The 20,417-nt window shown below is 67.0% G+C and carries 20 protein-coding genes; 14 read left to right on the top strand and 6 right to left on the bottom strand.

Annotated elements, in window-relative coordinates; translation table 11 throughout:
* Positions 1-49: 49 nt before the first annotated feature.
* Together lepB and MARKY_RS05380 are read right to left on the bottom strand one after the other, a co-directional pair.
* Positions 50-865 carry a signal peptidase I gene (lepB, locus tag MARKY_RS05385; protein WP_041657846.1) on the bottom strand — a complete coding sequence of 272 codons (816 nt, stop codon included), beginning with the start codon at positions 863-865 and terminating at the stop codon, positions 50-52.
* A gap of 10 nt (positions 866-875) precedes the next feature.
* Positions 876-1,637 (bottom strand): patatin-like phospholipase family protein, encoded by a 762-nt coding sequence (locus MARKY_RS05380; protein WP_013703863.1) that lies wholly within the window; start codon positions 1,635-1,637, stop codon positions 876-878.
* A 55-nt stretch (positions 1,638-1,692) separates the two neighbouring features.
* On the opposite strand from MARKY_RS05380, the gene MARKY_RS05375 reads away from it, so the two are divergent.
* Genes MARKY_RS05375 through MARKY_RS05365 form a run of 3 tightly spaced genes read left to right on the top strand, consistent with a single transcriptional unit; the run spans position 1,693 to position 3,716 of the window.
* A complete protein-coding gene (locus tag MARKY_RS05375; protein WP_013703862.1) occupies positions 1,693-2,502 on the top strand; it encodes a serine/threonine-protein kinase in 810 nt (269 codons plus the stop codon).
* Positions 2,503-2,541: 39 nt separating this feature from the next.
* The gene (locus MARKY_RS05370) at positions 2,542-3,075 is read left to right on the top strand and encodes an RNA polymerase sigma factor (protein ID WP_013703861.1); all 534 of its coding nucleotides are present in this window, start codon (positions 2,542-2,544) and stop codon (positions 3,073-3,075) included.
* The gene (locus MARKY_RS05365) at positions 3,072-3,716 is read left to right on the top strand and encodes an anti-sigma factor (protein WP_013703860.1); all 645 of its coding nucleotides are present in this window, start codon (positions 3,072-3,074) and stop codon (positions 3,714-3,716) included. Before MARKY_RS05370 ends, MARKY_RS05365 begins: the two co-directional genes overlap by 4 nt.
* A 47-nt stretch (positions 3,717-3,763) precedes the next feature.
* Here the strand turns inward: MARKY_RS05365 and MARKY_RS05360 are convergent, their stop codons facing one another.
* Genes MARKY_RS05360 through MARKY_RS05350 form a run of 3 tightly spaced genes read right to left on the bottom strand, consistent with a single transcriptional unit; the run spans position 3,764 to position 6,150 of the window.
* A complete protein-coding gene (locus tag MARKY_RS05360; RefSeq protein ID WP_013703859.1) occupies positions 3,764-4,903 on the bottom strand; it encodes a citrate synthase/methylcitrate synthase in 1,140 nt (379 codons plus the stop codon).
* Positions 4,904-4,946: 43 nt separating this feature from the next.
* Entirely contained in the window at positions 4,947-5,777 is an 831-nt protein-coding gene (gene moeB, locus MARKY_RS05355; protein ID WP_013703858.1) for a molybdopterin-synthase adenylyltransferase MoeB, read from the bottom strand.
* Complete coding sequence (locus MARKY_RS05350) at positions 5,764-6,150, bottom strand: M67 family metallopeptidase (protein WP_083804420.1); 387 nt, start codon at positions 6,148-6,150, stop codon at positions 5,764-5,766. Before MARKY_RS05350 ends, moeB begins: the two co-directional genes overlap by 14 nt.
* A gap of 80 nt (positions 6,151-6,230) precedes the next feature.
* Between MARKY_RS05350 and MARKY_RS05345 the strand changes: the two genes are divergently transcribed.
* From MARKY_RS05345 to MARKY_RS05295, 11 genes are all read left to right on the top strand, one after another.
* Positions 6,231-8,201 (top strand): elongation factor G, encoded by a 1,971-nt coding sequence (locus MARKY_RS05345; RefSeq protein WP_013703856.1) that lies wholly within the window; start codon positions 6,231-6,233, stop codon positions 8,199-8,201.
* Positions 8,202-8,220: 19 nt separating this feature from the next.
* Positions 8,221-9,132 carry an AAA family ATPase gene (locus MARKY_RS05340; protein WP_013703855.1) on the top strand — a complete coding sequence of 304 codons (912 nt, stop codon included), beginning with the start codon at positions 8,221-8,223 and terminating at the stop codon, positions 9,130-9,132.
* 3 nt (positions 9,133-9,135) lie between these two features.
* Entirely contained in the window at positions 9,136-9,882 is a 747-nt protein-coding gene (locus MARKY_RS05335; protein ID WP_013703854.1) for a DUF58 domain-containing protein, read from the top strand.
* A 21-nt stretch (positions 9,883-9,903) separates the two neighbouring features.
* On the top strand, positions 9,904-10,455 hold the full coding sequence (gene tsaB, locus MARKY_RS05330; RefSeq protein ID WP_013703853.1) for a tRNA (adenosine(37)-N6)-threonylcarbamoyltransferase complex dimerization subunit type 1 TsaB: 552 nt from the start codon (positions 9,904-9,906) through the stop codon (positions 10,453-10,455).
* Positions 10,456-10,695: 240 nt separating this feature from the next.
* A complete protein-coding gene (locus MARKY_RS05325; protein WP_013703852.1) occupies positions 10,696-12,201 on the top strand; it encodes a hypothetical protein in 1,506 nt (501 codons plus the stop codon).
* Positions 12,183-13,634, top strand: coding sequence for a VWA domain-containing protein (locus tag MARKY_RS05320; RefSeq protein ID WP_342626878.1), 1,452 nt, complete (start codon positions 12,183-12,185; stop codon positions 13,632-13,634). The genes MARKY_RS05325 and MARKY_RS05320 overlap by 19 nt, the downstream gene beginning before the upstream one ends.
* Before the next feature lie 10 nt (positions 13,635-13,644).
* Complete coding sequence (locus MARKY_RS05315) at positions 13,645-14,097, top strand: DUF1999 domain-containing protein (protein ID WP_041657842.1); 453 nt, start codon at positions 13,645-13,647, stop codon at positions 14,095-14,097.
* Positions 14,098-14,102: 5 nt separating this feature from the next.
* On the top strand, positions 14,103-14,312 hold the full coding sequence (locus MARKY_RS05310; RefSeq protein ID WP_041658290.1) for a heavy-metal-associated domain-containing protein: 210 nt from the start codon (positions 14,103-14,105) through the stop codon (positions 14,310-14,312).
* A 101-nt stretch (positions 14,313-14,413) separates the two neighbouring features.
* Positions 14,414-17,134, top strand: coding sequence for an aconitate hydratase AcnA (gene acnA, locus MARKY_RS05305; RefSeq protein ID WP_013703848.1), 2,721 nt, complete (start codon positions 14,414-14,416; stop codon positions 17,132-17,134).
* A 69-nt stretch (positions 17,135-17,203) separates the two neighbouring features.
* Positions 17,204-18,724, top strand: coding sequence for an outer membrane protein assembly factor BamB family protein (locus MARKY_RS11890; RefSeq protein ID WP_083804418.1), 1,521 nt, complete (start codon positions 17,204-17,206; stop codon positions 18,722-18,724).
* A 19-nt stretch (positions 18,725-18,743) separates the two neighbouring features.
* On the top strand, positions 18,744-19,058 hold the full coding sequence (locus MARKY_RS05295; protein ID WP_041657840.1) for a DUF503 domain-containing protein: 315 nt from the start codon (positions 18,744-18,746) through the stop codon (positions 19,056-19,058).
* Positions 19,059-19,103: 45 nt separating this feature from the next.
* Here MARKY_RS05295 and phaA read toward each other — a convergent pair whose 3' ends face one another.
* A complete protein-coding gene (gene phaA, locus MARKY_RS05290) occupies positions 19,104-20,294 on the bottom strand; it encodes an acetyl-CoA acetyltransferase PhaA (RefSeq protein ID WP_013703845.1) in 1,191 nt (396 codons plus the stop codon).
* Between the last annotated feature and the right edge of the window lie 123 nt (positions 20,295-20,417).

Here is a 20,417-nt window from a genome sequence, read left to right as displayed (position 1 = left end):
CAGCCCTGCGGCTCCACTCCCTCGAGCCGCAGGGCTTTACCCTACCCGCTTACCGGGATTCTGGAGCAGGCGGCACGGACAGGAAGGCCTGCGGCACCTCCAACCGGCGCACGTTCACGCGCCACCCTTCCTCATCGCGGCGCACCAAAGGCCACCATACGAACGTCGCCCGCCCCGCGATGTTCCGCGCGGGCACCGGCCCGAACGTCCGGGAATCCTCCGAACCGCCCAGGCTCCGGTTATCCCCCAACACAAAGTAATACCCCTCCTTAAGGCGCAGGCTTCCCACGTACTCCACCGTACGCGCCTGGCTCGCCGCGATCACCTCCTCCGGCAGGGGCTCGAGCATCTCCAAGGCTGGCTTCAAGTACTCCGGGAGACGGTCCACGGGAATGCCCGCGAAACGCACCACCCTCCCGCGGCGTACCTCCACCCGCGGGAAGGAGTCCGGGTACGGCGTGATGAAGCGCGTGATGTGCTCCTCATCGAGGGGCTGTCCGTTCACGTACACCACGCCGCGCCGTACCGAGACCACATCCCCCGGCAGCCCCACGATCCGCTTAATGAAAAACGGCCGGAAGGTAAACCCCAGCACGGGGAAGGCCGTCACCGAGTTCGGCGCTCCTTGCGGGGGTTTGAGGATCGCAATGTCGCCACGCCGCCACTCCGTAAGCCCAAAGCGCACCGCCCAAGCCTCGTACTTGGGCACGAACACGCGCTCTCCGTGCGCCAGCGTCGGCTGCATGCTGCTTCCGAACACCGCGACCGTAGTAAACCCGAACGTCGTCACAACGAACGCGATCAGTAACGCTTCGCCCACCTGGCGAAACCACTCACGCCACAAGTAAACGAAAAACTCGCGCATAACCACTCCCTTAATCAGCATACGCACCCAACGCCGCTTCCGCAGCCTCGCGTCCTCGAGCTACGATTTCCTCCAACCGACCGAAGTCCTCGAAGCGCACCTCCGGGATCTCCGGTCGTATGTACACTTCGGGCGGGTACAACGCCAGACGCACCGCGGTCAGCCGCGCGAGCATCACATCCACCGCCCGGCGGGCCGTGCCAATCAAGGAACGCGGCGGATCGCTCCCCTTAGGCAGCCCCGCCCCCGGCGTGACGTCCACCGCCACGACCCGGTCTGCTCCCAACAAGCGAGCCGCATCCACCGGCAGGTTATCCACCACTCCCCCATCGATCAGCCAGCGCCCCTCCCACTCAACCGGAGCCAACAACCCCGGGTACGCTGCGGAGGCTAGTACGGCCGTGGGCAAGGTGCCGCGCGTAAGGTACACCGCCTCCCCACTCGCCAGATCCGTAGCCACCACGACCAGCTCGCGCTCCAGGGCCTCAAAGGTCGGGGGCAGGTACTCGGCCAAAAACGCGCGGAGCTTCCGCCCCGAGACCAGCCCCCCGCGGGGCACAAAGTTCAAAAGGCTCACCCACGGCGTGCGCTCCGCCAAACGGTAGATCTCCCGCGCCGGTACGCCATGCGCCCAAAGCGCCCCAACGATCGCGCCCATGCTCGTCCCCGCCACACAAGCAACCTCCACCCCCCGCGCCTCGAGCGCCTCGAGCACACCGATGTGCGCGAAGCCCCTCGCCCCACCTCCGGAAAGCGCCACGCCGATTCTCACGCTTCTACTTTACGCACCCACCTCATGAACGTCATGAGCCTTCCCCGAAAGACGCATGGCCCAATACGGGAAGGCCCGCCCACGGTATAGTTGTACCGTGGGGATTCCGGGAACGGTCCTCCTAGGTCGGTACCGCGTGGTCCGGCCCATCGCGCGTGGAGCGTTGGCCACGGTGTATTTGGCCTTCGATACGGGCGGCACGGCCTACGCCGTCAAGGTGTTTCCCAAAACCTACGCCGCGCGGGCGGATCGGGAGTGGAAGGTCGGCCGAGCCCTCGAGCACCCGAACATCAACCCGGTCCTCGAGCGGGTCTCGGTCGAAGGCTTCCCCGCGGTGCTGTTGGCCTTCGCTCCAGGGGATCGGCTCTCCACTTGGAACAGTGCGTCGCTCGAGGCGTTTCTCGCCGTGTTTCATCAACTGCTGCGTGCGCTGGCCCACGTCCACGAGCGGGGCTTCGTGCACCGCGATGTGAAGCCGGAAAACCTGATCGTGGCCGCCTCGGGAGAAGCTCGGCTGGTAGACTTCGACCTTTCCGGTCCCATCGGGGAACGCTTCCCCGGCCGGATTCGTATCGGCACGTTGGGTTACCTGGCCCCCGAGCAGGTGCGCGGCATTCCCCCAGTCCCGGCCACCGATCTGTACGCGGCCGGTGTCCTCCTGTACTGGGGGATCTTCGGAGAACTGCCGTTTAGCGGTGCACCGCACGAGGTCATGCAAGCCCACCTCAAGCGGCCGGTGCATCTTCCGCCAACCCCGCACCTCCCCCCCGGCCTTGCCCGGTACTTGCTGCGTCTTTTGGCCAAGGATCCTCAGGATCGCTTCCGCGACGGCGCCGAAGCGCTTGCAGCCTTCGAAGCCCTCTGAATCCAACGAAGCATCCGGTGCGTATGGTTAGATGAGGATGTGGCGACCGAAGAAGAGCTGCTGGTCCGCACCGCTTCGGGTGACCAAGCCGCGCTCGCCGAACTGTACCGGCGGATGGCACCCCGCGTGCTCGCCCTGGCCACCCGGATCCTGGGCAGCCGCGAGGAAGCCGAGGAAGTCCTGCAGGACACCTTCGTCAAACTCTACCGGGACGGGCATCGCTACACCCCCGAGAAGAGCTCAGCCAGGACCTTCGTGCTCACCGTGGCCCGCAACCTGGCCATCTCCCGGTTACGGGCTCGAAGCGCCCGGCCTACAAAAGCCCCGCTGGATGTGCACGACCCCGGCTTCTCCCACCCCGCGCCCGAGCCCCCCGATCTCACCACCCGGGTCGTTGTGCGTCGGGCGCTGGAGCAGCTCGAGGCAGACGAGCGCCGGTTGCTTGAGGAAGCCTTCTTCATGGGGTATACCCACAAGGAACTGGCGCAGCGCCACGGCCTGCCCTTGGGTACGGTCAAAACCCGGCTGCGCCGGGCGCTGTTGAAACTCCGCCGGTACCTGGAGGCACCATGAACCACCCGCACGAGCGGCTCGCCGATTACGTCCTGGACCTTTTAGAGATCGAGGAGGCGTGTCAGATCGAGGCGCACCTCGCCTCGTGTGACGCGTGCCGCACAGAGGTCAAGGCCTTGCGGGAAGCCCTGTTCGCCCTTACCGACACCCTGCCGCCCTTACCGCCCCGCCGTCACACCTGGGCGCGGATCCTTCAACGGCTGGGTCCCCCCCGCGCTCCCCGCGGCTGGATCGCTGCCGCCGTTGCGGGTATCCTCCTGGCCCTCGGGACTGCCACCTGGAGTGCGGTCCTCACCCGAGAACTCCAGGCGCTTCAGGCGGAACGCCTCCTCCTCAGCGCGTACCTCACCGCGGACCGCGTCACGGTGCGTCCCCTGACCACACCCCAAGGCACCGCGCTGGGGAGCGTGTTGTTCCTTCCCGACGGCCGCGCGCTCTTCTTCCTCACCACCCCCCCACCACCCGGCAAGGCATACCAAGCCTGGGGACACCGTAACGGCAACCGCGTCTCCCTAGGCCTGACCCAAACTCAGGTGATCGAGGTGCGCTGGCGCGGGTTCCAGTTCGTCGGGGTGAGCCTCGAGCCCGCGGGCGGGAGCCCCGAACCTACGGAACCGCTGGGGCGGGTGCCGGTCATTTAAACCGCAAGGCCGGGCCGGGGGATTCCCGGCCCGGCCTACGCGCCTGCTTAGCGCGCTTCCAACGGGACGTACTCGAGGTCCAGCTCGCCCACGTAGCGCGCCTTGGGGCGCAGGAGCCGGTTGTCCGTGGCGTTGTACTCGAGGATGTGCGCTGCCCACCCGACGATGCGGGCCACCGCAAAGATCGGGGTGAAGAACTCGACCGGGATGCCCAGGTCGCTGTACACCACCCCGGAGTAGAAGTCCACGTTGGGGTAGATCCCCTTGGGGCCGAGGACCTTGCCGGCCTCCGCCTCGATGCGCGTGAGGATCTCGTACTCCTGGGTGCGCCCGTGCTTTTGCGCGACGATCTCCGCGTACTTCTTCAGGATCCTCGCCCGCGGGTCGAGCGCCTTGTACACGCGGTGCCCCATGCCCATGATGCGCTCTTTCTTCGCGAGCTTCTCCTGAACCCAGGCCACCGCCCGCTCCGGCGCGCCCACCTCCTGCACCGAGCGCATCACCGCCTCGTTCGCGCCGCCGTGACGCGGCCCCTTGAGCGCCCCGATCGCCGCGGTGATCGAGGAGTAAATGTCCGCCGAGGTGGAGTGCACCGCGAGGGCGGTGAAGGTGGAGGCGTTCATGCCGTGTTCGGCGTGCAGGACCAGGGCCACATCGAAGAGCTTCTCCTGCTCCCGGCTCGGCACCTCACCGTTCACCATGTAGAGGAAGTTCGCCGCGTGCGAGAGGTCTTTCCGAGGCGCGACCGGCTCCTTACCCTCACGAATGCGCTTGAGCGCCGCTACGATGGTCGCGATCCGGCTGATGAGAGCGATGCTTTTCTGGTACAACCCCTCCTGCGAGAGGTCCTCCGCCCGCTCGTCCAGCATCCCCAGCTGGCTCACCGCGGTGCGCAGGGCGGACATGGGGTGGGTGTGCTTGGGGTACGCCTTAAGGGCGTTGAGCACGACCTCCGGAAGCTCCCGCTCCGCCGCGAGCTGGGCCTTGAACGCCTCGAGCTCCTCCTTCTTGGGGAGGCGGCCCTGTAAGAGCAGGAAGGCCACCTCCTCGTAACTGCTCTCTTCAGCGAGCGCCTCGATCGGGTAGCCGGCGTAGTACAATTTGCCCGCCTGCCCGTCGATATACGAGAGCTTCGTCTCGGTGAAGACCACGCCCTCGAGTCCCCGTGCGATCTCCGTTACGCTCATGGTTCCTCCTTCGTCTCCTTCACTCTACCCCGGTACACCGGGTCTAACTCGTCTCGGTAGGCATACTATCACTTTTGGAGCCGCCGGCGCAGAAGGCTTCGTAATCTATAAGCCCCGTAAGGCTCGGAACCTCCCCGCAGATCGGGCAGTTCCGGTTCCTAGGAAACCGTACCGTCCTAAAAGAAGCGGTGAGAGCATCGTATAACAGCAGCCGTCCCGAAAGTGCCTCGCCCACCCCCAGGATCAGCTTGATGACCTCCGCCGCCATCAGGCTGCCCACCACGCCCGGCAGCACGCCGAACACACCGGCCTCGGCGCAGTTCGGCACCGCGCCCGGATCGGGCGGCTTAGGGAACAAGCAGCGGTAGCACGGGCCGCCCGCGTGATGGAAGACCGCCACCTGCCCCTCGAAGCGGTAGATGGCCCCGTACACCAGGGGCTTGTCCAGGAGGACCGCGGCGTCGTTCACGAGGTAGCGCGTGGGGAAGTTGTCCGAGGCGTCCACGATCACGTCGTAATCCCCCAGGATCTCTAAAGCGTTTTCGGAGGTCAGCCGGACCGGGTGCGCCTCAACCCGGACGTGGGGGTTTAGGGCAACGACCCGCTCCCGGGCCACCTCAGCCTTGGGACGTCCCACGTCCTCCGTGGCGTAGAGCACCTGCCGTTGCAGGTTGGATAGGTCCACCGTGTCCATCTCGACGATGCCGATTCGCCCTACCCCCGCGGCCGCCAGGTACAACAACAATGGGGCACCCAACCCCCCCGCGCCGACCACCACAACCGAGGCCTGCTTCAACCGCTGCTGCCCCTCGGCCCCCACCTCGGGCAGGATGATGTGGCGGGCATACCGGTCCAGCTCCTCACGCGTCCACAAGCAGCGTCACCTCCTCTTCCTCCGGAAGCATAAAGGCCCGCACGGCCCCTTCGGCAAGCCCCAGGATCACGTACGGCACCCGCCAGTACGCCCGCGCCCGGTCCGTAGGGCTGGGCCAAGCCGCGCCGTTCGGGTGCGAGTGGTAGATCCCCACCAGCTCGAGGCCCGCCGCGTCCATGCGGCGCAACGCCGCGACCAGCGCGCGCGGCTCCGCCTCGTACGCGACCTCGGGGCGCGGGCTCGCGTTCGGCAGCGGCCAGGCCGCTTCCGCCCGTCCCAACCGCCCCACCAAAAGCCCCACGCACTCGCGCGGAGCCTCGAGCCGCGCCTGAAGCCACATCGCCTCGAGTACCGCTTCCGACACCACCAGCACGTGTCCAGTCTACGCGCGGCGGGGTATACTGAGCGTAACGCGGACGGCAAAACACCCGTTCTTTGGGAAAGGGGGAGGCCATGATTCGCACGATCGCGTTGGTCGGGCATAGCGGAAGCGGAAAAACCACGTTGGGAGAAGCCTGGGCGTACCTGGCGGGGATCAAGGACCGGATGGGTGCCGTGGAGGAGGGCAGCACGATCTCGGACTATACCCCAGAGGAGAAGGCGCACGGGATCTCCGTGCGGACCGCGGTCCTGCCCCTTCAATGGAAGGGGCACCGCTTTTTTGTACTGGACGCGCCCGGGTACGCGGACTTCGTCGCGGAGATCCGCGGAGCCATGGCCGCGGCGGACGCGGCTGTGGTGTGCGTATCCGCCCCAGAAGGTGTGCAGATCGGGACCGAGCGCGCCTGGACCGTTGCGGAACGGCTGGGCCTGGCGCGGATGGTGGTCGTCACGAAACTCGACCGGGGAGGGGATTTCTACACGCTCTTGGAAGACCTTCGCGCCACCTTAGGCCCCATCCTGCCCGTGCACCTACCCTGGATTGAGAACGGTCAATGGATCGGGCTGCTCGATGTGCTGCACCACAAGGCCTACCGCCACGCAGACCGCGGCTACACCCCTGAGAACATCCCCGACGCGTTCAAGGACGAGGTCGCGCGTTACCGCCAGGAAGCCCTCGAGGCCATCGTCGAGACCGACGAGGCCCTGCTGGAAAAATACCTTGGGGACGAGGACGTGGAGGAAGCCGCCCTCGCGCACGCTTTTCACGAGGCCGTACGGCAAGGGCAGCTCTACCCCGTCGCGATCGCTTCCGGCAAAACCCTGATCGGTGCGGAACCCGTGCTCGACCTCATCCTCGAGGCACTGCCCGCCCCCACCGAACGCTTCGCGGACGGCCCCCCGCTCGCCCAGGTCTTCAAGGTCCAGGTGGACCCCTTCATGGGGCAGGTAGCCTACGTCCGGCTCTACCGGGGTGCCCTCGCTCCAGGGGATACCCTCGAGTCCGAAAACGGCCCGGTCAAGCTCGCGCACCTCTACGTTCCCCAAGGCAAGGACCTCGTCGAGGTAGAGGCCGCCGAAGCCGGGTATATCCTCGCGGTTCCCAAGGCCGAGCAGTTGCACCGAGGCATGGTCTTGTGGCGGGAGACGAAGGACGAGGTGCCCACCACCCGCCTCCCTGACCCCACCACCTTCGTCGCGGTATACCCTGAAGGCAAACAGGACGAGGCCAAGCTCGGAGAAGCCCTGCACAAGCTCTTGGAGGAAGACCCCAGCCTCCGCACTGAACGGCAGGAGGAGACCGGGGAGCTCTTGCTGTGGGGAATGGGCGACCTGCACCTCGAGGTCGCCAAGGAACGCCTGGAGGATTACGGGGTCCGCGTAGTGCTGCGCACCCCCAAGATCCCGTACCGCGAGACCGTACGCAAGGCCGCCGAGGCCCAGGGCAAATACAAGAAGCAAACCGGCGGGCATGGTCAGTACGGGGACGTGTGGCTCAAGCTCGAGCCCAGCCCGGAGTACGCGTTCGAGTGGAAGATCACGGGGGGCGTGATCCCCACGAAGTACAAGGAAGCCATCGAGAAAGGCATCCAGGAAGCTGCCCAAAAGGGGGTGCTCGCGGGGTACCCGGTGATGGGGTTTAAGGCGACGGTCTTCCACGGCAGTTACCACGAGGTGGACTCCAGCGACCTCGCCTTCCAGATCGCCGCGTCCATGGCCTTCAAAAAAGCCATGGAGGCCGCGAATCCCTTGCTCCTCGAGCCGATCTACACGCTGAAGGTATTCATTCCGCAGGATCGTGTGGGGGACATCCTATCGGACCTCCAAGGGCGGCGGGGCCGCATTTTGGGGATGGAGCCGGACGGCGCCCTGACCGTAGTGCAGGCCGAGGTGCCCCTTGCGGAACTGCTGGAGTACAGCCGCGTTCTGCGCAGCCTCACGGGCGGGCAAGGTGCGTACAGCCTCGAGTTCAGCCACTACGCCGAAGTGCCCCCCCACCTGGCGCAGAAGGTGATCGCAGCGCGGCAGGCCGAGGCCGGGTAGCGGCCCGTATACTGGAGCTGTGGAAGCCTTAAAGCGCCTCGAGGCCGTCCTTTCGGAGACGCTGTTCGGTCAGGAGGCGGTGATCCGCACGTTGCTTGCTACGGCTACGGCCGGCGGGCACGTGCTGTTCGAGGGCCTGCCCGGGTTGGGCAAGACCCTGCTCGCGAAAAGCTTCGCGCAAGCCTCCGGCCTGAGCTACCGTCGCATCCAGTTCACGCCGGATCTTCTGCCTGCCGACGTTACGGGCACGCTTGTGCTTCGGGACGGGGCGTTCACCTTCCAGCCGGGCCCTTTGTTTGCGCAGGTGGTGCTCGCTGACGAGATTAACCGCGCCACGCCCAAAACCCAGTCCGCCCTCCTGGAAGCCATGCAGGAAGGCGCGGTCACCATCGCGGGGGAACGACACGCCCTCCCCAGCCCGTTTCTGGTCCTGGCCACACAAAACCCGGTAGAGATCGAGGGCACCTACCCCCTTCCCGAAGCGCAGCTGGACCGCTTCATGGCCAAGATCGAGATCACCAACCCGCCCCGCACGGTCTGGATGCGCATCCTGTCCGAGGAGCCCAAGGCGCCCGAGCCGGTGGTCGACGCGGACGCGTTCCACGAAGCGCGCGCGCGCGTGGACCAGGTGCGCGTATCCAGCGCCGCCCTCGAGGCCGTCACGAACCTAGCGTTGCTCGCCGCGGAGCACGCCGCGCTGCGCTTCGGCGTGAGCCCCCGCGGGGCCAAGGCGTGGCTTCGGCTCGCGAAGGCCATGGCCCTCCTGGGGGGACGAGCGCACGTGGATTGGGAGGACCTGCGCCGCGCAGCCCGCCCTGCGCTGATCCACCGCCTCTTCCTCACCGAGGAAGCGGAGTTCGAGGGGATCACCCCCCACCAGGTCCTGGAGGAGTTGGTGCAAAAAGCCATGCCAAGCATCACCCCACGCTAAAGCATGCCCCTCACGCGCTACCGGATCCGCACCCCACGCCTCATCGCGTACCCCGGCGAGCGCCTGGTACGCGGGCGCGGCGGTAGCTTAGAGTTCCTCGAGCTTCGGCCTTACGTTCCGGGCGACGACTTGCGCTGGGTGGACTGGAAGGCCTACGCCCGCACTGGGAAGCTCTACTCGCGCGTGTTCCAGGCCGAGGCTCGAGGCCGGTTTTACCTGTGGCTCGACGGTTCCCCCAGCATGCGCCTTCACGGTAAGGCCGCGTATGCCCGGCGGGTAGCGGAGGTGTTGTTGCGCGTGGCCCGCCCCGAGGGGGCGTTCGTGCTCACCCCTCGGGGCGCGCGGCGCTGGCGGGGCGCGCTCGAGGCCGATCCGCGCGGACCGATGGAGGCCCTTCCCCAGCTCGCTGCACACGTGCGCGGCACGCTTCTTGTCGTGACGGACGGGTTGGACGAGGGGGATTGGCGGGGGTTGTACCGTCAGTTGGCGCGCGTACAGCCCATCACCGTACAGGTGCTGGCCCCTGAGGAGCTCGATCCTCCCCGTGAGGAGGCGGAGCTCGTGGACGTGGAAACCGGCGCGCGCGTCCTTGTTACGCCGCAGGTGCGAGCAGCGTACCGGAAAGCGTTGGCAGCGCACCTTCGGGAACTTCGGTTCTGGGCGCGGCGCGCGGGGGGGTATGCGCACCTTAGGGTGGGCGAGGCTATCGTACCCGGGCTGGTCCAGCAAAAGGTTCTGGAGGAACGGTAGGCGCGAGGGTATACTCCAGCCGTGACCGTCCTGGCGATCGACACCGCAACTCCCTACCTCGTCCTCGGTCTGCCGCACGCCGAAGGCGCGTGGCGACTCGACCGGCGCCACGCGGAAGCGTTATTCACGCACCTCGAGGCCTTCCTGCAAACGCACCGCGTGTCCCTAAAAGCGATCCGCGGGATCGTTGTGGGTCAGGGACCCGGGTCCTATACGGGCGTCCGCATCGGGGTCTCCGCAGCGCTGGGGCTGGGACGCGCCCTTGGGGTGCCCGTGGTGGGAGTGGACACCCTCGCGGGCATCGCCCTGCGCTATCGCGGCACGGTCACCCCCGCCCTCTCCGCGCGTAGCGGTCGGGTCTACACCGCAACCTACCGCGTCCCCGCCTCCCAAACCCCGAGCGCGCCCCACCTCGAGGTCGTGCACCCCCCACACAAGACCCGGCTGGAGGCGCTCCCTTTCCTGGAGGGGTGCGTGGTGGTGGATGAACCCCCCAGCGGCCGCGCCCTCGCCGTGTGGGGCCGCGCGCAGCTCCAAGCCGGCCGGCGAGGGGTGTCCGTACACTACCTTTGAGCCAAACGTGGTCGTGCACGCCCTTCACCCCGGCCCGGATCGTGTACCCTAAAACCACCCTGCCCCGCACACGGCATACCCCGGGGGGCGTCGAGCGGCCAACAGGGCCGCGCTCCCCATCCGGGAAGGCTAATCACCAACACCCCTCATAATCCGTGGGGGTAGCGGCGGCGTCAAAGGAGGCGAAGAGGTGAACGAAAACCCGTATCCGCTGAAAAGATTCGGTAATATGGAGGTGGTATGAAAAAGATCCTTGTTCTTCTCAGCGCTTTCCTGGTCAGCCTCGCGCTCGCGCAAACCCTACCCGCGCTCACCCCACCGGGTGCCGTTGCGGGCCTGTACACCCGCAACCTTGGCCTGAAGAAGACCTTTTTTCTCGACTTCCAAGCGGAGTGGGCGCGCCTGGGCCTAGCGGACTGGGTGGACCAAGCGCTCGGGGAGGAGCTCGAGCTCAGCGAAACGGAGCGCCGCGAGCTCGAGCTCTTCCGGCAGATCTTCAACCTGGATGTGGTGGGCCGTGAGGGGATCGTTACGGTCTACCCGGACGGGAACTTCTTCGCGCTCGCGCGACCCTCCGCGGACCGGGTGGGCCTGGTGATCTCCACCCTGAAGAACCTGCTCGAGGAAGCCCGGCCGCGCAGCGGATGGATGGTCCAGACCTTCGCCGGCGAAGAGATGGATATCCTGGTGGGGTACACCAAGGAGCTGGTCCTGGTCGCCACCCCCACCGCGGCCGACCGGTTCTTCGCCAAGGAACGCGGCCTCGAGGTGCCCCTCGAGGGCGACTTGGTCTTCTGGGTGGACCCGGAGCCCCTCCTGCCGTTGCTGGAGACCACCGACCTTCCCCCTGAGCTGGCGCGCGTCGTACGGACCTTCGCGGGGTACGCGACCGCGCTCGAGCTGCAGCCGGACGGCGTCCACACCCGCTCACGCCTCGCCCTGTCGCCCGAGGGGGACCCCGAGCTTCTCGCCCTCCTCCTGCCCGAAGAGCGGGCCTGGCCCCTCGAGGACCTGGCGCAGGGGCACAGCGTGACCTCAGGGGTGTTTGACCTTGCCAAGTTCGGCGCGTACGTCACGCAATGGCTGCAGTTCTTCGGCGTGGATTACGACCTTGACCTCTCCGCGTTCGGCCGGCGGATCGCGGTGGTCACCCTCCCCATGCCCACAGATCCCATGCTCCTGCAGCAAAACCCGCTCGGGAACATGCTGATCTATGTGGAGACCGAAGACCCCATCACCGCGGAGGTCACGGTGCTCTCCTGGCTGCAGCAAGCCGCGGCCTTCGCCACCGCGGAAGGCGCCGGGGGGTTCAAGGTCGAGCCGATCGAAGCTGACGGTCTTGAAGCCCGCCGGGTCCAGGTCGGGCTTTGGGGCGAGGTGTACCTGGCCCACCGCGAAGGGGTGATGATCCTCGCCACCAGCGCGGAGGCGTTCTCCGCCCTCACGGGCCCCACCCTGGAGGACGACCCCGCGTTCCAGCGGTTCGCCACCCGCATCCCGCCCAACGCAGTCAGTGCCTCCTTCACAAACCTCTCCGGCACCCTCCGCGAACAGGCCGCGCTGATCACCAGCACCCTGCCGCTCATGGTGGATGACCCCGCCGCCATGCAGACCAGCTTCGCGATCGCTGAGCAGTTCCAGGCCTTCCTCGAGTTCATCGCGGGCCGCGTCGGAGGCGGGGTGGCCTACAGCCAGGTTCAGGACCACACCCTCGAGTCCGAAGGGTTCTGGGAGGTGCGCTGGTAGGCTTCGAAGCTCCCCTCTTCCTGGCGCTCATCCCCCCCCTAGCGGGGCTGGTGTACTGGCTGTACCGCCGGGCGCGGCCCCACCCGCGCCCGGCGGCAGGGGTTTGGTTGTGGCAGCGCGCCCTCGGTCGGGGGGGCGCGCGCCGCCGGGTGGATCTTCGCCTCCTCCTCCTCCTCCTCGCCACCATCCTCACAGCCCTAGCCTTGGCGCGCCCGTACCTTCTCCGCGTCAGCCCCGGCCCCCTGGTGCTCGTCATCGACGCGTCCGCCTCCATGGCCGCGACCGACCGCGCCCCAAACCGGTTCGCGGCCGCCCAGGCCCTCGCCCGCCCCCTCCTCGAAGCCGCCCCCCAGGCGGTCCTGGTCCGGGCGGGCCTCGAGCCGCGCGTCTTCGGCCCCGCGCCTGGCCCCGCGCTGCTCGAACCCCTCGCCGCGCTCCAGCCCGGGGATGCCGCCGCCGACCTCGAAGCCGCCATCCGGCAAGGACAAGCCCTCCTCCCCGGGGCACCGGTGGTCGTCCTGAGCGACACCCCGCCCCCCCCAGGAGTGGACGGGTACTGGAACGTGGCCGCCACCGGAGAAAACCGCGGCATCACCGCGCTGGGCCGGGGGTTCCTCGCGATCGGCAACGCGAGCGGTCGCCTCTGGGACGGGCGTGTCCAAGTGGGCGGCCAGACCCTCGAGGTACGGGTTCCCGCGGGGGGGTTCCGCGTCCTCGAGTACCCCGCCACCCCAGCCACAACCCTACGCCTCCCCGACCCGGACGCGCTCGAGCTGGATAACCTCGCGTTCTACCGGGAACGCCCTCCCCGCGTCCGACTCGAAGCCGCTCCCCCCAGCCTGGTGCGGCTGTTGCAGCTCCTTGGCGCCCAGCGGGTACGCCAGAACCCTGACCTCGAGGTGCGCTTCGGCCGACCGCCGGAGGACCCCGAGGGGTTCAGCGTGTACTTCGCAACCGAGGCCGGTGAAGCTCGGCGGGTCTTCGACCTCGAGCCCACGCACCCGGCGCTGCGGAGCGTGGAGCTCGTCGGGTACGCGTTGCCCATACCCCCGCCGCCCCCTACCTCGTGGCGTCCGATCGTGTATGACGCATCGGGGGAAGGGCTGGTGTGGGCGCACCCGCGCGGCTTGTACCTGCCGCCCATAGAGGCCCTGCAGGACCTACCGGCCTTTCCGGTGCTGATCTACAACCTGCTCGCCCCGTTCCGAAAGGCCATGGCTCCCCTGGGGTGGAACGGCGTCCTCGAGCCCCAGGTGGTCGAGGGGGTGGCGGTCAACCTGAGCGCCCCTTCGGAGACCTTCCTGCCGAGGCCCGTCCCGGACCGGCCCCTGCACGCGGCGCGCACGCCGGTGCCGCTCGCGCCTTTTCTGGTCCTCCTGGCCGCGCTTCTGCTCTGGGGGGAGGCGCGGCTTGCAGGGCGGCGTAGCGCGTAAACTGAAGGGCATGGAGTACCGTCCCTTTGACGAACAGGATTTTCCCGCCATGGAAGCGTTTGAGCGCGCCCTGCTTGAAGGCGCGCCCGAGCACGCGTACCGCGCCCACCCCGCAGCCCTGCGGTTCTTCATGCGCACAGGCCACTCCTTCGTCGCTTCAACCCGAGACGCTGTGCACGGGTTCGCGCTGGCCCAAGCCGTGTGGCAGGGGGACCGCCCCACCGTGTTCGTGACGCGGATCCTGGCCGCGGACGGCGCCGCGTACGAGGGGCTGCTCCGGGCCGTGGTCAAGTCCGCGTACGACGCGGGGGTGTACGAGGTGGCGATGCACATCGACCCAGAGCACGAGGCCCTGGTCGCCGCAGCGCAGGCCGCCGGGTTTACGCTCGGGCCGCTCGTCCTCGCCACCCGGGTGCTCGGCAGCCGCGGCGTGCGCGGCGAAACGCGCCACGTTTTAGAATAAGCATGATGAATCGGGTGATGCTGGGCATTCGCGGGATCGAAAGCGAAGAACAGATGCGGGTGGTCCTCGAGGCCCTGCTGCGGCTCGAGGGGGTCACGAAAGCGGAGGCCCCGCACCTGGGTCAGGTCGTGGTGGAGTACGACCCGCACCGGCTCACGGTGATGGACCTGATCCGCACCACGCGGGAGCAGGGCTTCCTCGCCGGTATGCTCTAACCCCACCTACACCCGCTTGGGATACGGAGCGTTAAGGGTAAGATAGGGAATAGCCGCTCCCGACGCAGGGCTTGTGCGTCGCGGAGCAGAAAGGAGCCCAAATGAGTTACAAAGACGAGTTTGGCGCGAAGAAAACGCTATCGACCCAGGCTGGTACCGTCAGCTACTACGACATTAACGTGCTCGAGGAGCAGGGGGTTGCCCAGGTCTCCAAACTGCCCTTTTCTATCAAGATCATGCTGGAAAGCCTCCTGCGGAACGTCAACGGGTACGACGTGACGCGGGAGGACGTGATCAACCTAGCCCAGTGGAAGCCGGAGCCCGGGGAGATCAACGTTCCCCTGAAGCTCGCCCGCGTGATCCTGCAGGACTTCACGGGCGTTCCCGCGGTGGTGGACCTGGCTGCGCTCCGCAGCGCGATGGCCCGCTTCGGAGCGGACCCCAAGAAGATCAACCCGCAGGTTCCGGTGGACCTCGTCATCGACCACTCGGTTCAGGTGGATTACTTCGGCACCCAGTACGCCTTCTTCTACAACGTCGACAAGGAGTACGAACGCAACCGCGAACGCTACACCCTCCTCAAGTGGGGCCAGCAGGCCCTGGATAACTTCCGCGTGGTGCCCCCCGGCACGGGGATCGTGCACCAGGTGAACCTCGAGTACCTCGCCCAGGTCGTGATGACCCGCACCGAGAACGGCGAGACCGTGGCCTTCCCGGACTCTCTTGTCGGGACCGACTCCCACACCACCATGATCAACGGCCTGGGCGTGCTCGGCTGGGGCGTGGGCGGCATCGAGGCCGAGGCGGTCATGCTGGGCCAGCCGTACTACATGCTCGCCCCGAAGGTCGTGGGCTTCAAGCTCACCGGCGAGCTGCCCGAAGGCGCCACCGCGACCGACCTAGTGCTCCGCATCACCGAGATGCTCCGCCAGCACGGCGTGGTCGGCAAGTTCGTCGAGTTCTACGGCCCCGGCCTCGCCAAGCTCTCCCTCGCGGACCGCGCCACGATCGCGAACATGGCGCCCGAGTACGGGGCGACGATGGGCTTCTTCCCGGTGGACGAGGAGACCCTCGCGTACCTGCGCCTCACCGGCCGCGATGAAGCGCTGGTGGACCTGGTGGAGCGGTACACCAAGGCCGTCGGCCTCTTCCGCACCGACGACGCCGAGCCCGTGTACTCCGAAACCCTCGAGCTCGACATGTCCACCGTCGAGCCTTCCCTGGCTGGCCCCAAACGCCCGCAAGACCGCGTGCCGCTGCGCCAGATCAAGGCCAGCTTCCAGGAACACCTCACCAAGCCCGCCACGGAGCGCGGGTTCGGCCTTAAGCCGGAGGAGCTGGGCAAGAAAGCCACGGTGAAGCGCGGCCAGGAGGAGTTCGAGCTGCAGCACGGTTCCGTCGTGATCGCGGCGATCACCTCCTGCACCAACACCTCCAACCCCTCGGTCATGCTCGGGGCGGGCCTTTTGGCGAAGAAAGCGGTCGAGGCCGGGCTGGACGTGCAACCCTGGGTCAAGACCTCCATGGCGCCGGGCTCCAAGGTGGTGCGGGACTACCTCGAGGCCAGCGGCCTGATGCCCTTCCTGGAGGCGCTGCGCTTCCACATCGTGGGGTACGGGTGCACCACCTGCATCGGGAACTCCGGCCCCCTGCCGAAGGAGATCGCGGAGGCCGTGGAGCGCGAGGACCTGGTGGTCGCGGCGGTCCTCTCCGGTAACCGCAACTTCGAGGGGCGCATCAACCCGCACGTCAAGGCCAACTACCTGGCGAGTCCGATGCTCGTCGTGGCGTACGCGATCGCGGGCCGGGTCGATATCGACTTCGAGACCGAGCCGCTGGGGTACGACCCGAACGGCCGGCCGGTCTACCTCAAGGACATCTGGCCCAGCCAGGCGGAGATCCGCGACACGATCCGGCGGGTGCTTGACCCGGAGATGTTCAAGAAGGAGTACGCCTCTGTCTTCGACGGGGACGAGCGTTGGCAGAACCTGCCCGCCCCGAGCGGGGATCTGTACGAGTGGGACGAGAACTCCACCTACATCCAGGAGCCCCCATTCTTCGTGGACATGCCGCTCGAGGCCCCGCCGCTCCAAGACATCAAAGGCGCGCGGGTGCTCGCGCTCTTGGGAGACTCCGTCACCACCGACCACATCTCCCCTGCCGGCGTGATCCCCGCGGACGGTCCCGCCGGGCAGTACCTGATCCAAAAGGGCGTGAAGCCCGCGGAGTTCAACTCCTTCGGCTCCCGCCGCGGGAACCACGAGGTGATGATGCGCGGCACCTTCGCGAACATCCGCATCAAGAACCTGATGCTGGACGGGGTCGAGGGCGGGTACACCGTCAAGCTCCCCGAGGGTGAGCGGATGTTCATCTACGACGCCGCCATGAAGTACAAGGAGGAGGGCACGCCCCTCGTGGTGATCGGCGGAAAGGAGTACGGGACCGGATCGAGCCGCGACTGGGCCGCTAAGGGCACCTACCTCCTCGGCGTGAAGGCGGTGATCGCGGAGAGCTTTGAACGCATTCACCGCTCGAACTTGGTGGGGATGGGGGTACTGCCCTTGCAGTTCAAGCCCGGGGAGTCCGCGAAGAGCCTGGGCCTGACGGGGTTCGAGACCTACGACATCCTCGGCCTGAACGAAGACCTCAAACCCGGCAGCGAGCTCACGGTCGTGGCGAAGAAGCCGGACGGTACCGAGGTGCGCTTCAACGTCATCGTGCGGCTCGACACGCCGGTGGAGGTGGACTACTACAAGAACGGCGGCATCCTGCAAACCGTGCTGCGCCGCTTGTTGAAGGAAGCGAAGCGCGCCGAGGCGTAACCCCTTAACGCGCGTTCACGGCGGGCGGGCCTTGGTCCGCCCGCCGTCTTTACCTCCAGAAATGCTATAATGATAAGGAAGGCGCGCACAAAGAAGGGAAGGCTCATGCGCCATTCTAATCTTCTCATGGCCGTTGGCCTAGGGATTGCCCTGGGACTCTCTGGCTGCAAGCGCCCCCCCACTCCTCCCGAGGTCGAGAGCTTCACGCCCGCCCCCTCTAGCGGCAACGCACCGCTTATGGTGACTTTTTCATGGAAGACCGCGAATCCCGGTCGCACCTCTCTCACCTGCACCCTCCAACCCGGTGACGGGCCAGAAGCTTACGAGATCTCCGACTGCGAGGCCACCACCACGCAATCCCACACGTACACCGCCGCAGGCACCTACACTGCCACTCTCACCGTGCAGGACGCCGCTGGGCAAACCCACGAGGCGACCGTGCAGGTCACGGTCCAAGCCCCACCCCCTCCCTCCGCCCTTGAACCCCCGTCCGAGCCGGAGCCCTCCGAGGCACGCGTGGCCCGTGCGCTTCCCGGCCCTGGAGGCGTGCTGAAGTGGCGCTTCCCAACAGCCGGCCCTATCCGCTCCTCCCCCGCCCTCGCCCCAGACGGCAGTATCCTCGTCGGCTCCATGGATAACCACCTCTACGCCCTAACCCCCGAAGGCAGGATGCGCTGGCGTTTCGCGACCCGAAGCGACATCGTTGCCGCACCGGCCATCGCCCCGGATGGCCGCATCTACGTAGGCTCCTGGGACGGCAGCGTGTACGCCCTCGAGCCCGACGGCACGCTCAAGTGGAAGCTAGCCACGCGGTTTCGCATCGACTCTTCCCCTGCCCTCGCCCCAAACGGCACCGTGTACATCGGCTCACGCGGCGGGCACCTATACGCGATCACCCCTGACGGAAAGCTCCAATGGCACTTCCAGACCGGAAGCCCGATCATCTCCTCCCCCGCCCTCGCCCCGGACGGCACCGTGTACGTAGGATCCATGGATCATCACGTGTACGCCCTCGAGCCCGACGGCACACTCCGGTGGCAGGTGCGCCTCGGGGGCAGCGTCCCTTCCTCTCCAGCGATTGGAGTGGACGGCACGATCTACGTAGGCGCCATGGACGGGGGTGTGTACGCCCTCGAGCCCGACGGCACGCTCAAGTGGCGCGTCCTTACCGACGGCCCCGTGTGGGCCTCCCCGGCCCTCGGAACGGACGGCACCATCTACATCGGTTCGTACGACAACTACTTGTACGCGCTCAGCCCGGAGGGGAAGGTCAAGTGGCGCTTCTCAGCCCGGTTAAACCTCATGTCCTCCCCGGCCGTGGGCGCGGACGGCACTATCTACGTTGGTTCGCGCCTCGGTTACGTTTACGCGGTCGCGCCGAACGGCGAGCTGCGATGGGCTTACCAGACCGGGGATGACACCTGGACCTCCTCCCCCACCCTCGCGCCCGACGGTACGCTGTACATCGGCGCGAAGAACGGGGACCTCCTCGCCCTTCAGACCACTTCTCCTGGACTGGCCGACTCCCCCTGGCCGAAGTTTCGCCTTAACGAGCAAAACCTCGGGACCCCCTTGAGCCCCACGGAGTAACGCTATCATGGTGGGTACCATGAAGGCCTACGTGGGGGTCTACACAGCCCGGCTCGAGATGCCCTGGGTGCGCAGCCTCAAGGAGAAACGTGCTCTGGTACGCCCCGTCATGGAGCGCCTCAAGGCTCGTTTTCCCGTTTCCGCAGCACGACTCGGTGGGCTCGACGCGCACGGGTGGGAGATCGTGGGGTTTACCGTGATCGGCAGCGACCCCGCCTGGATCGAACAGATCATCCAGCAGGCCGCCACCTTCCTGTCCCAAAACGGCGCGTACCACGTGTGCGCGGAACAGGTCTTCGTCGAGGCTGTGGAGCTGGAAGCGCACACGAACTAGCGCGGCGCGGACCCGTAGGTCCGCGCCGAAAGGGCTCAAATCGGGTTATACAAGCTCTACAGCCACCGCGGTGGAGCCGCCGGTGCCGTGGCAGATGGCCGCCAGGCCCCGCGTGCCGCCCTGGGCCCGAAGGGCGTTCAGCAAGGTCACCACAATCCGAGCGCCCGACGCGCCGATGGGGTGTCCCAGCGCGATCGCACCGCCGAAGACGTTCAGCTTCTCGTACGGCACGTCCAGCATCCTGCGGAAAAGCACGCTGTTCACCGCGAAGGCCTCGTTGTTCTCGAAAAGGTCGAAGTCCGCCACCGTCATGCCGAGCTTGTCCAGCAGCTTCCGGACCGCCGGAATGGGCGCTTCGGGGAAGCGCCAGGTCTCCCCCGCAGCCCAGGTCGCCCCCAGGACGCGAGCGATGGGTTTCAATCCGTAGCGCTCCACCGCCTCCTTGCTCGCGACCAGCAAGGCCGCCGCGCCGTCCGAGATCTGGCTCGAGTTCCCCGCAGTGAGCACCCCGTCCTTCTTAAAGGCCGGACGGAGGGCCGCCAGGCTCTCCCGCGTGGTGTCGGGCCGGATCCCTTCGTCTCGGTCCAGGACCTGCACGCCTTTGCGGGTCTTGACCTCGATCGGGGCGATCTCGTTCTTGAAGACCCCCTTCGCGGTCGCTTCAGCGGCACGGGTCTGGGAGAGGTAAGCGACCTCGTCGAGCTCCTCGCGCGTCACGCCGTGCTCCGCAATGAGCCGCTCGGTCTGCTCGCCCATAGCCTCGCCGGTGGTGGGATCGGTCAGGCCGTCATAGAGCAACAGGTCCGTGACCTCCTCCCGCGCTCCGAGGAGGAACTTGTACCCCCAGCGCGCCCGGTGGGAGAGGTAAAAGCCCGCCTGGGACATGGACTCCATACCGCCCGCGAGCACGAGGTCCGCCTCACCCGCCCGAATCGCGGTGGCTGCGTTCATCAAGGCCAGCATGCCCGAGGAGCACACCATGTCCACCGCGTACCCGTCGATCGACTTGGGGATTCCGGCCTTAAAGGCCGCTTGGCGTGGCAAGAGCTGCCCGTGTCCCGCACGCAGCACGTTACCGAAGATGTACAGGTCCAGCTGGTCCCCCGCAACCTCGGCGCGCTCGAGCGCCGCCCGCATCGCGTGCGCCCCGAGATCCACCGGGGAAAGGTCCTTCAGGCTCCCCCCGAACCGGCCAATGGGCGTCCTGACCGCTGCTACGATATATGCTTCCCGCATGTTGACCTCCACAGTTACTTATGCTACCCCACGCCGGCGGGGGTACGCAGCCGCCCTACTTCAGAACGTTTACATATACGATTTGTTCTGTTATATTCGGGGCGGTGCGGGGACAAAGATATC

The organism is Marinithermus hydrothermalis DSM 14884 (assembly GCF_000195335.1).
GTDB classification, from domain to species: Bacteria; Deinococcota; Deinococci; order Deinococcales; family Marinithermaceae; genus Marinithermus; species Marinithermus hydrothermalis.
The sequence above is the reverse complement of the archived record's forward strand: the minus strand, read 5'-3'. Positions and strand labels throughout refer to the sequence as shown.

Bases quoted from the DNA above. Each gene is read 5' to 3' on its own strand.
- MARKY_RS05310 (WP_041658290.1), top strand. From the start codon at position 14,103: ATGAATCGGGTGATGCTGGGCATTCGCGGGATCGAAAGCGAAGAACAG.
- MARKY_RS11890 (WP_083804418.1), top strand. From the start codon at position 17,204: ATGATAAGGAAGGCGCGCACAAAGAAGGGAAGGCTCATGCGCCATTCT.
- MARKY_RS05325 (WP_013703852.1), top strand. From the start codon at position 10,696: ATGAAAAAGATCCTTGTTCTTCTCAGCGCTTTCCTGGTCAGCCTCGCG.
- MARKY_RS05375 (WP_013703862.1), top strand. From the start codon at position 1,693: ATGGCCCAATACGGGAAGGCCCGCCCACGGTATAGTTGTACCGTGGGG.
- MARKY_RS05345 (WP_013703856.1), top strand. From the start codon at position 6,231: ATGATTCGCACGATCGCGTTGGTCGGGCATAGCGGAAGCGGAAAAACC.
- lepB (WP_041657846.1), bottom strand. From the start codon at position 865: ATGCGCGAGTTTTTCGTTTACTTGTGGCGTGAGTGGTTTCGCCAGGTG.
- MARKY_RS05315 (WP_041657842.1), top strand. From the start codon at position 13,645: ATGGAGTACCGTCCCTTTGACGAACAGGATTTTCCCGCCATGGAAGCG.
- acnA (WP_013703848.1), top strand. From the start codon at position 14,414: ATGAGTTACAAAGACGAGTTTGGCGCGAAGAAAACGCTATCGACCCAG.
- MARKY_RS05335 (WP_013703854.1), top strand. From the start codon at position 9,136: ATGCCCCTCACGCGCTACCGGATCCGCACCCCACGCCTCATCGCGTAC.
- phaA (WP_013703845.1), bottom strand. From the start codon at position 20,294: ATGCGGGAAGCATATATCGTAGCAGCGGTCAGGACGCCCATTGGCCGG.
- MARKY_RS05295 (WP_041657840.1), top strand. From the start codon at position 18,744: ATGAAGGCCTACGTGGGGGTCTACACAGCCCGGCTCGAGATGCCCTGG.
- MARKY_RS05360 (WP_013703859.1), bottom strand. From the start codon at position 4,903: ATGAGCGTAACGGAGATCGCACGGGGACTCGAGGGCGTGGTCTTCACC.
- MARKY_RS05365 (WP_013703860.1), top strand. From the start codon at position 3,072: ATGAACCACCCGCACGAGCGGCTCGCCGATTACGTCCTGGACCTTTTA.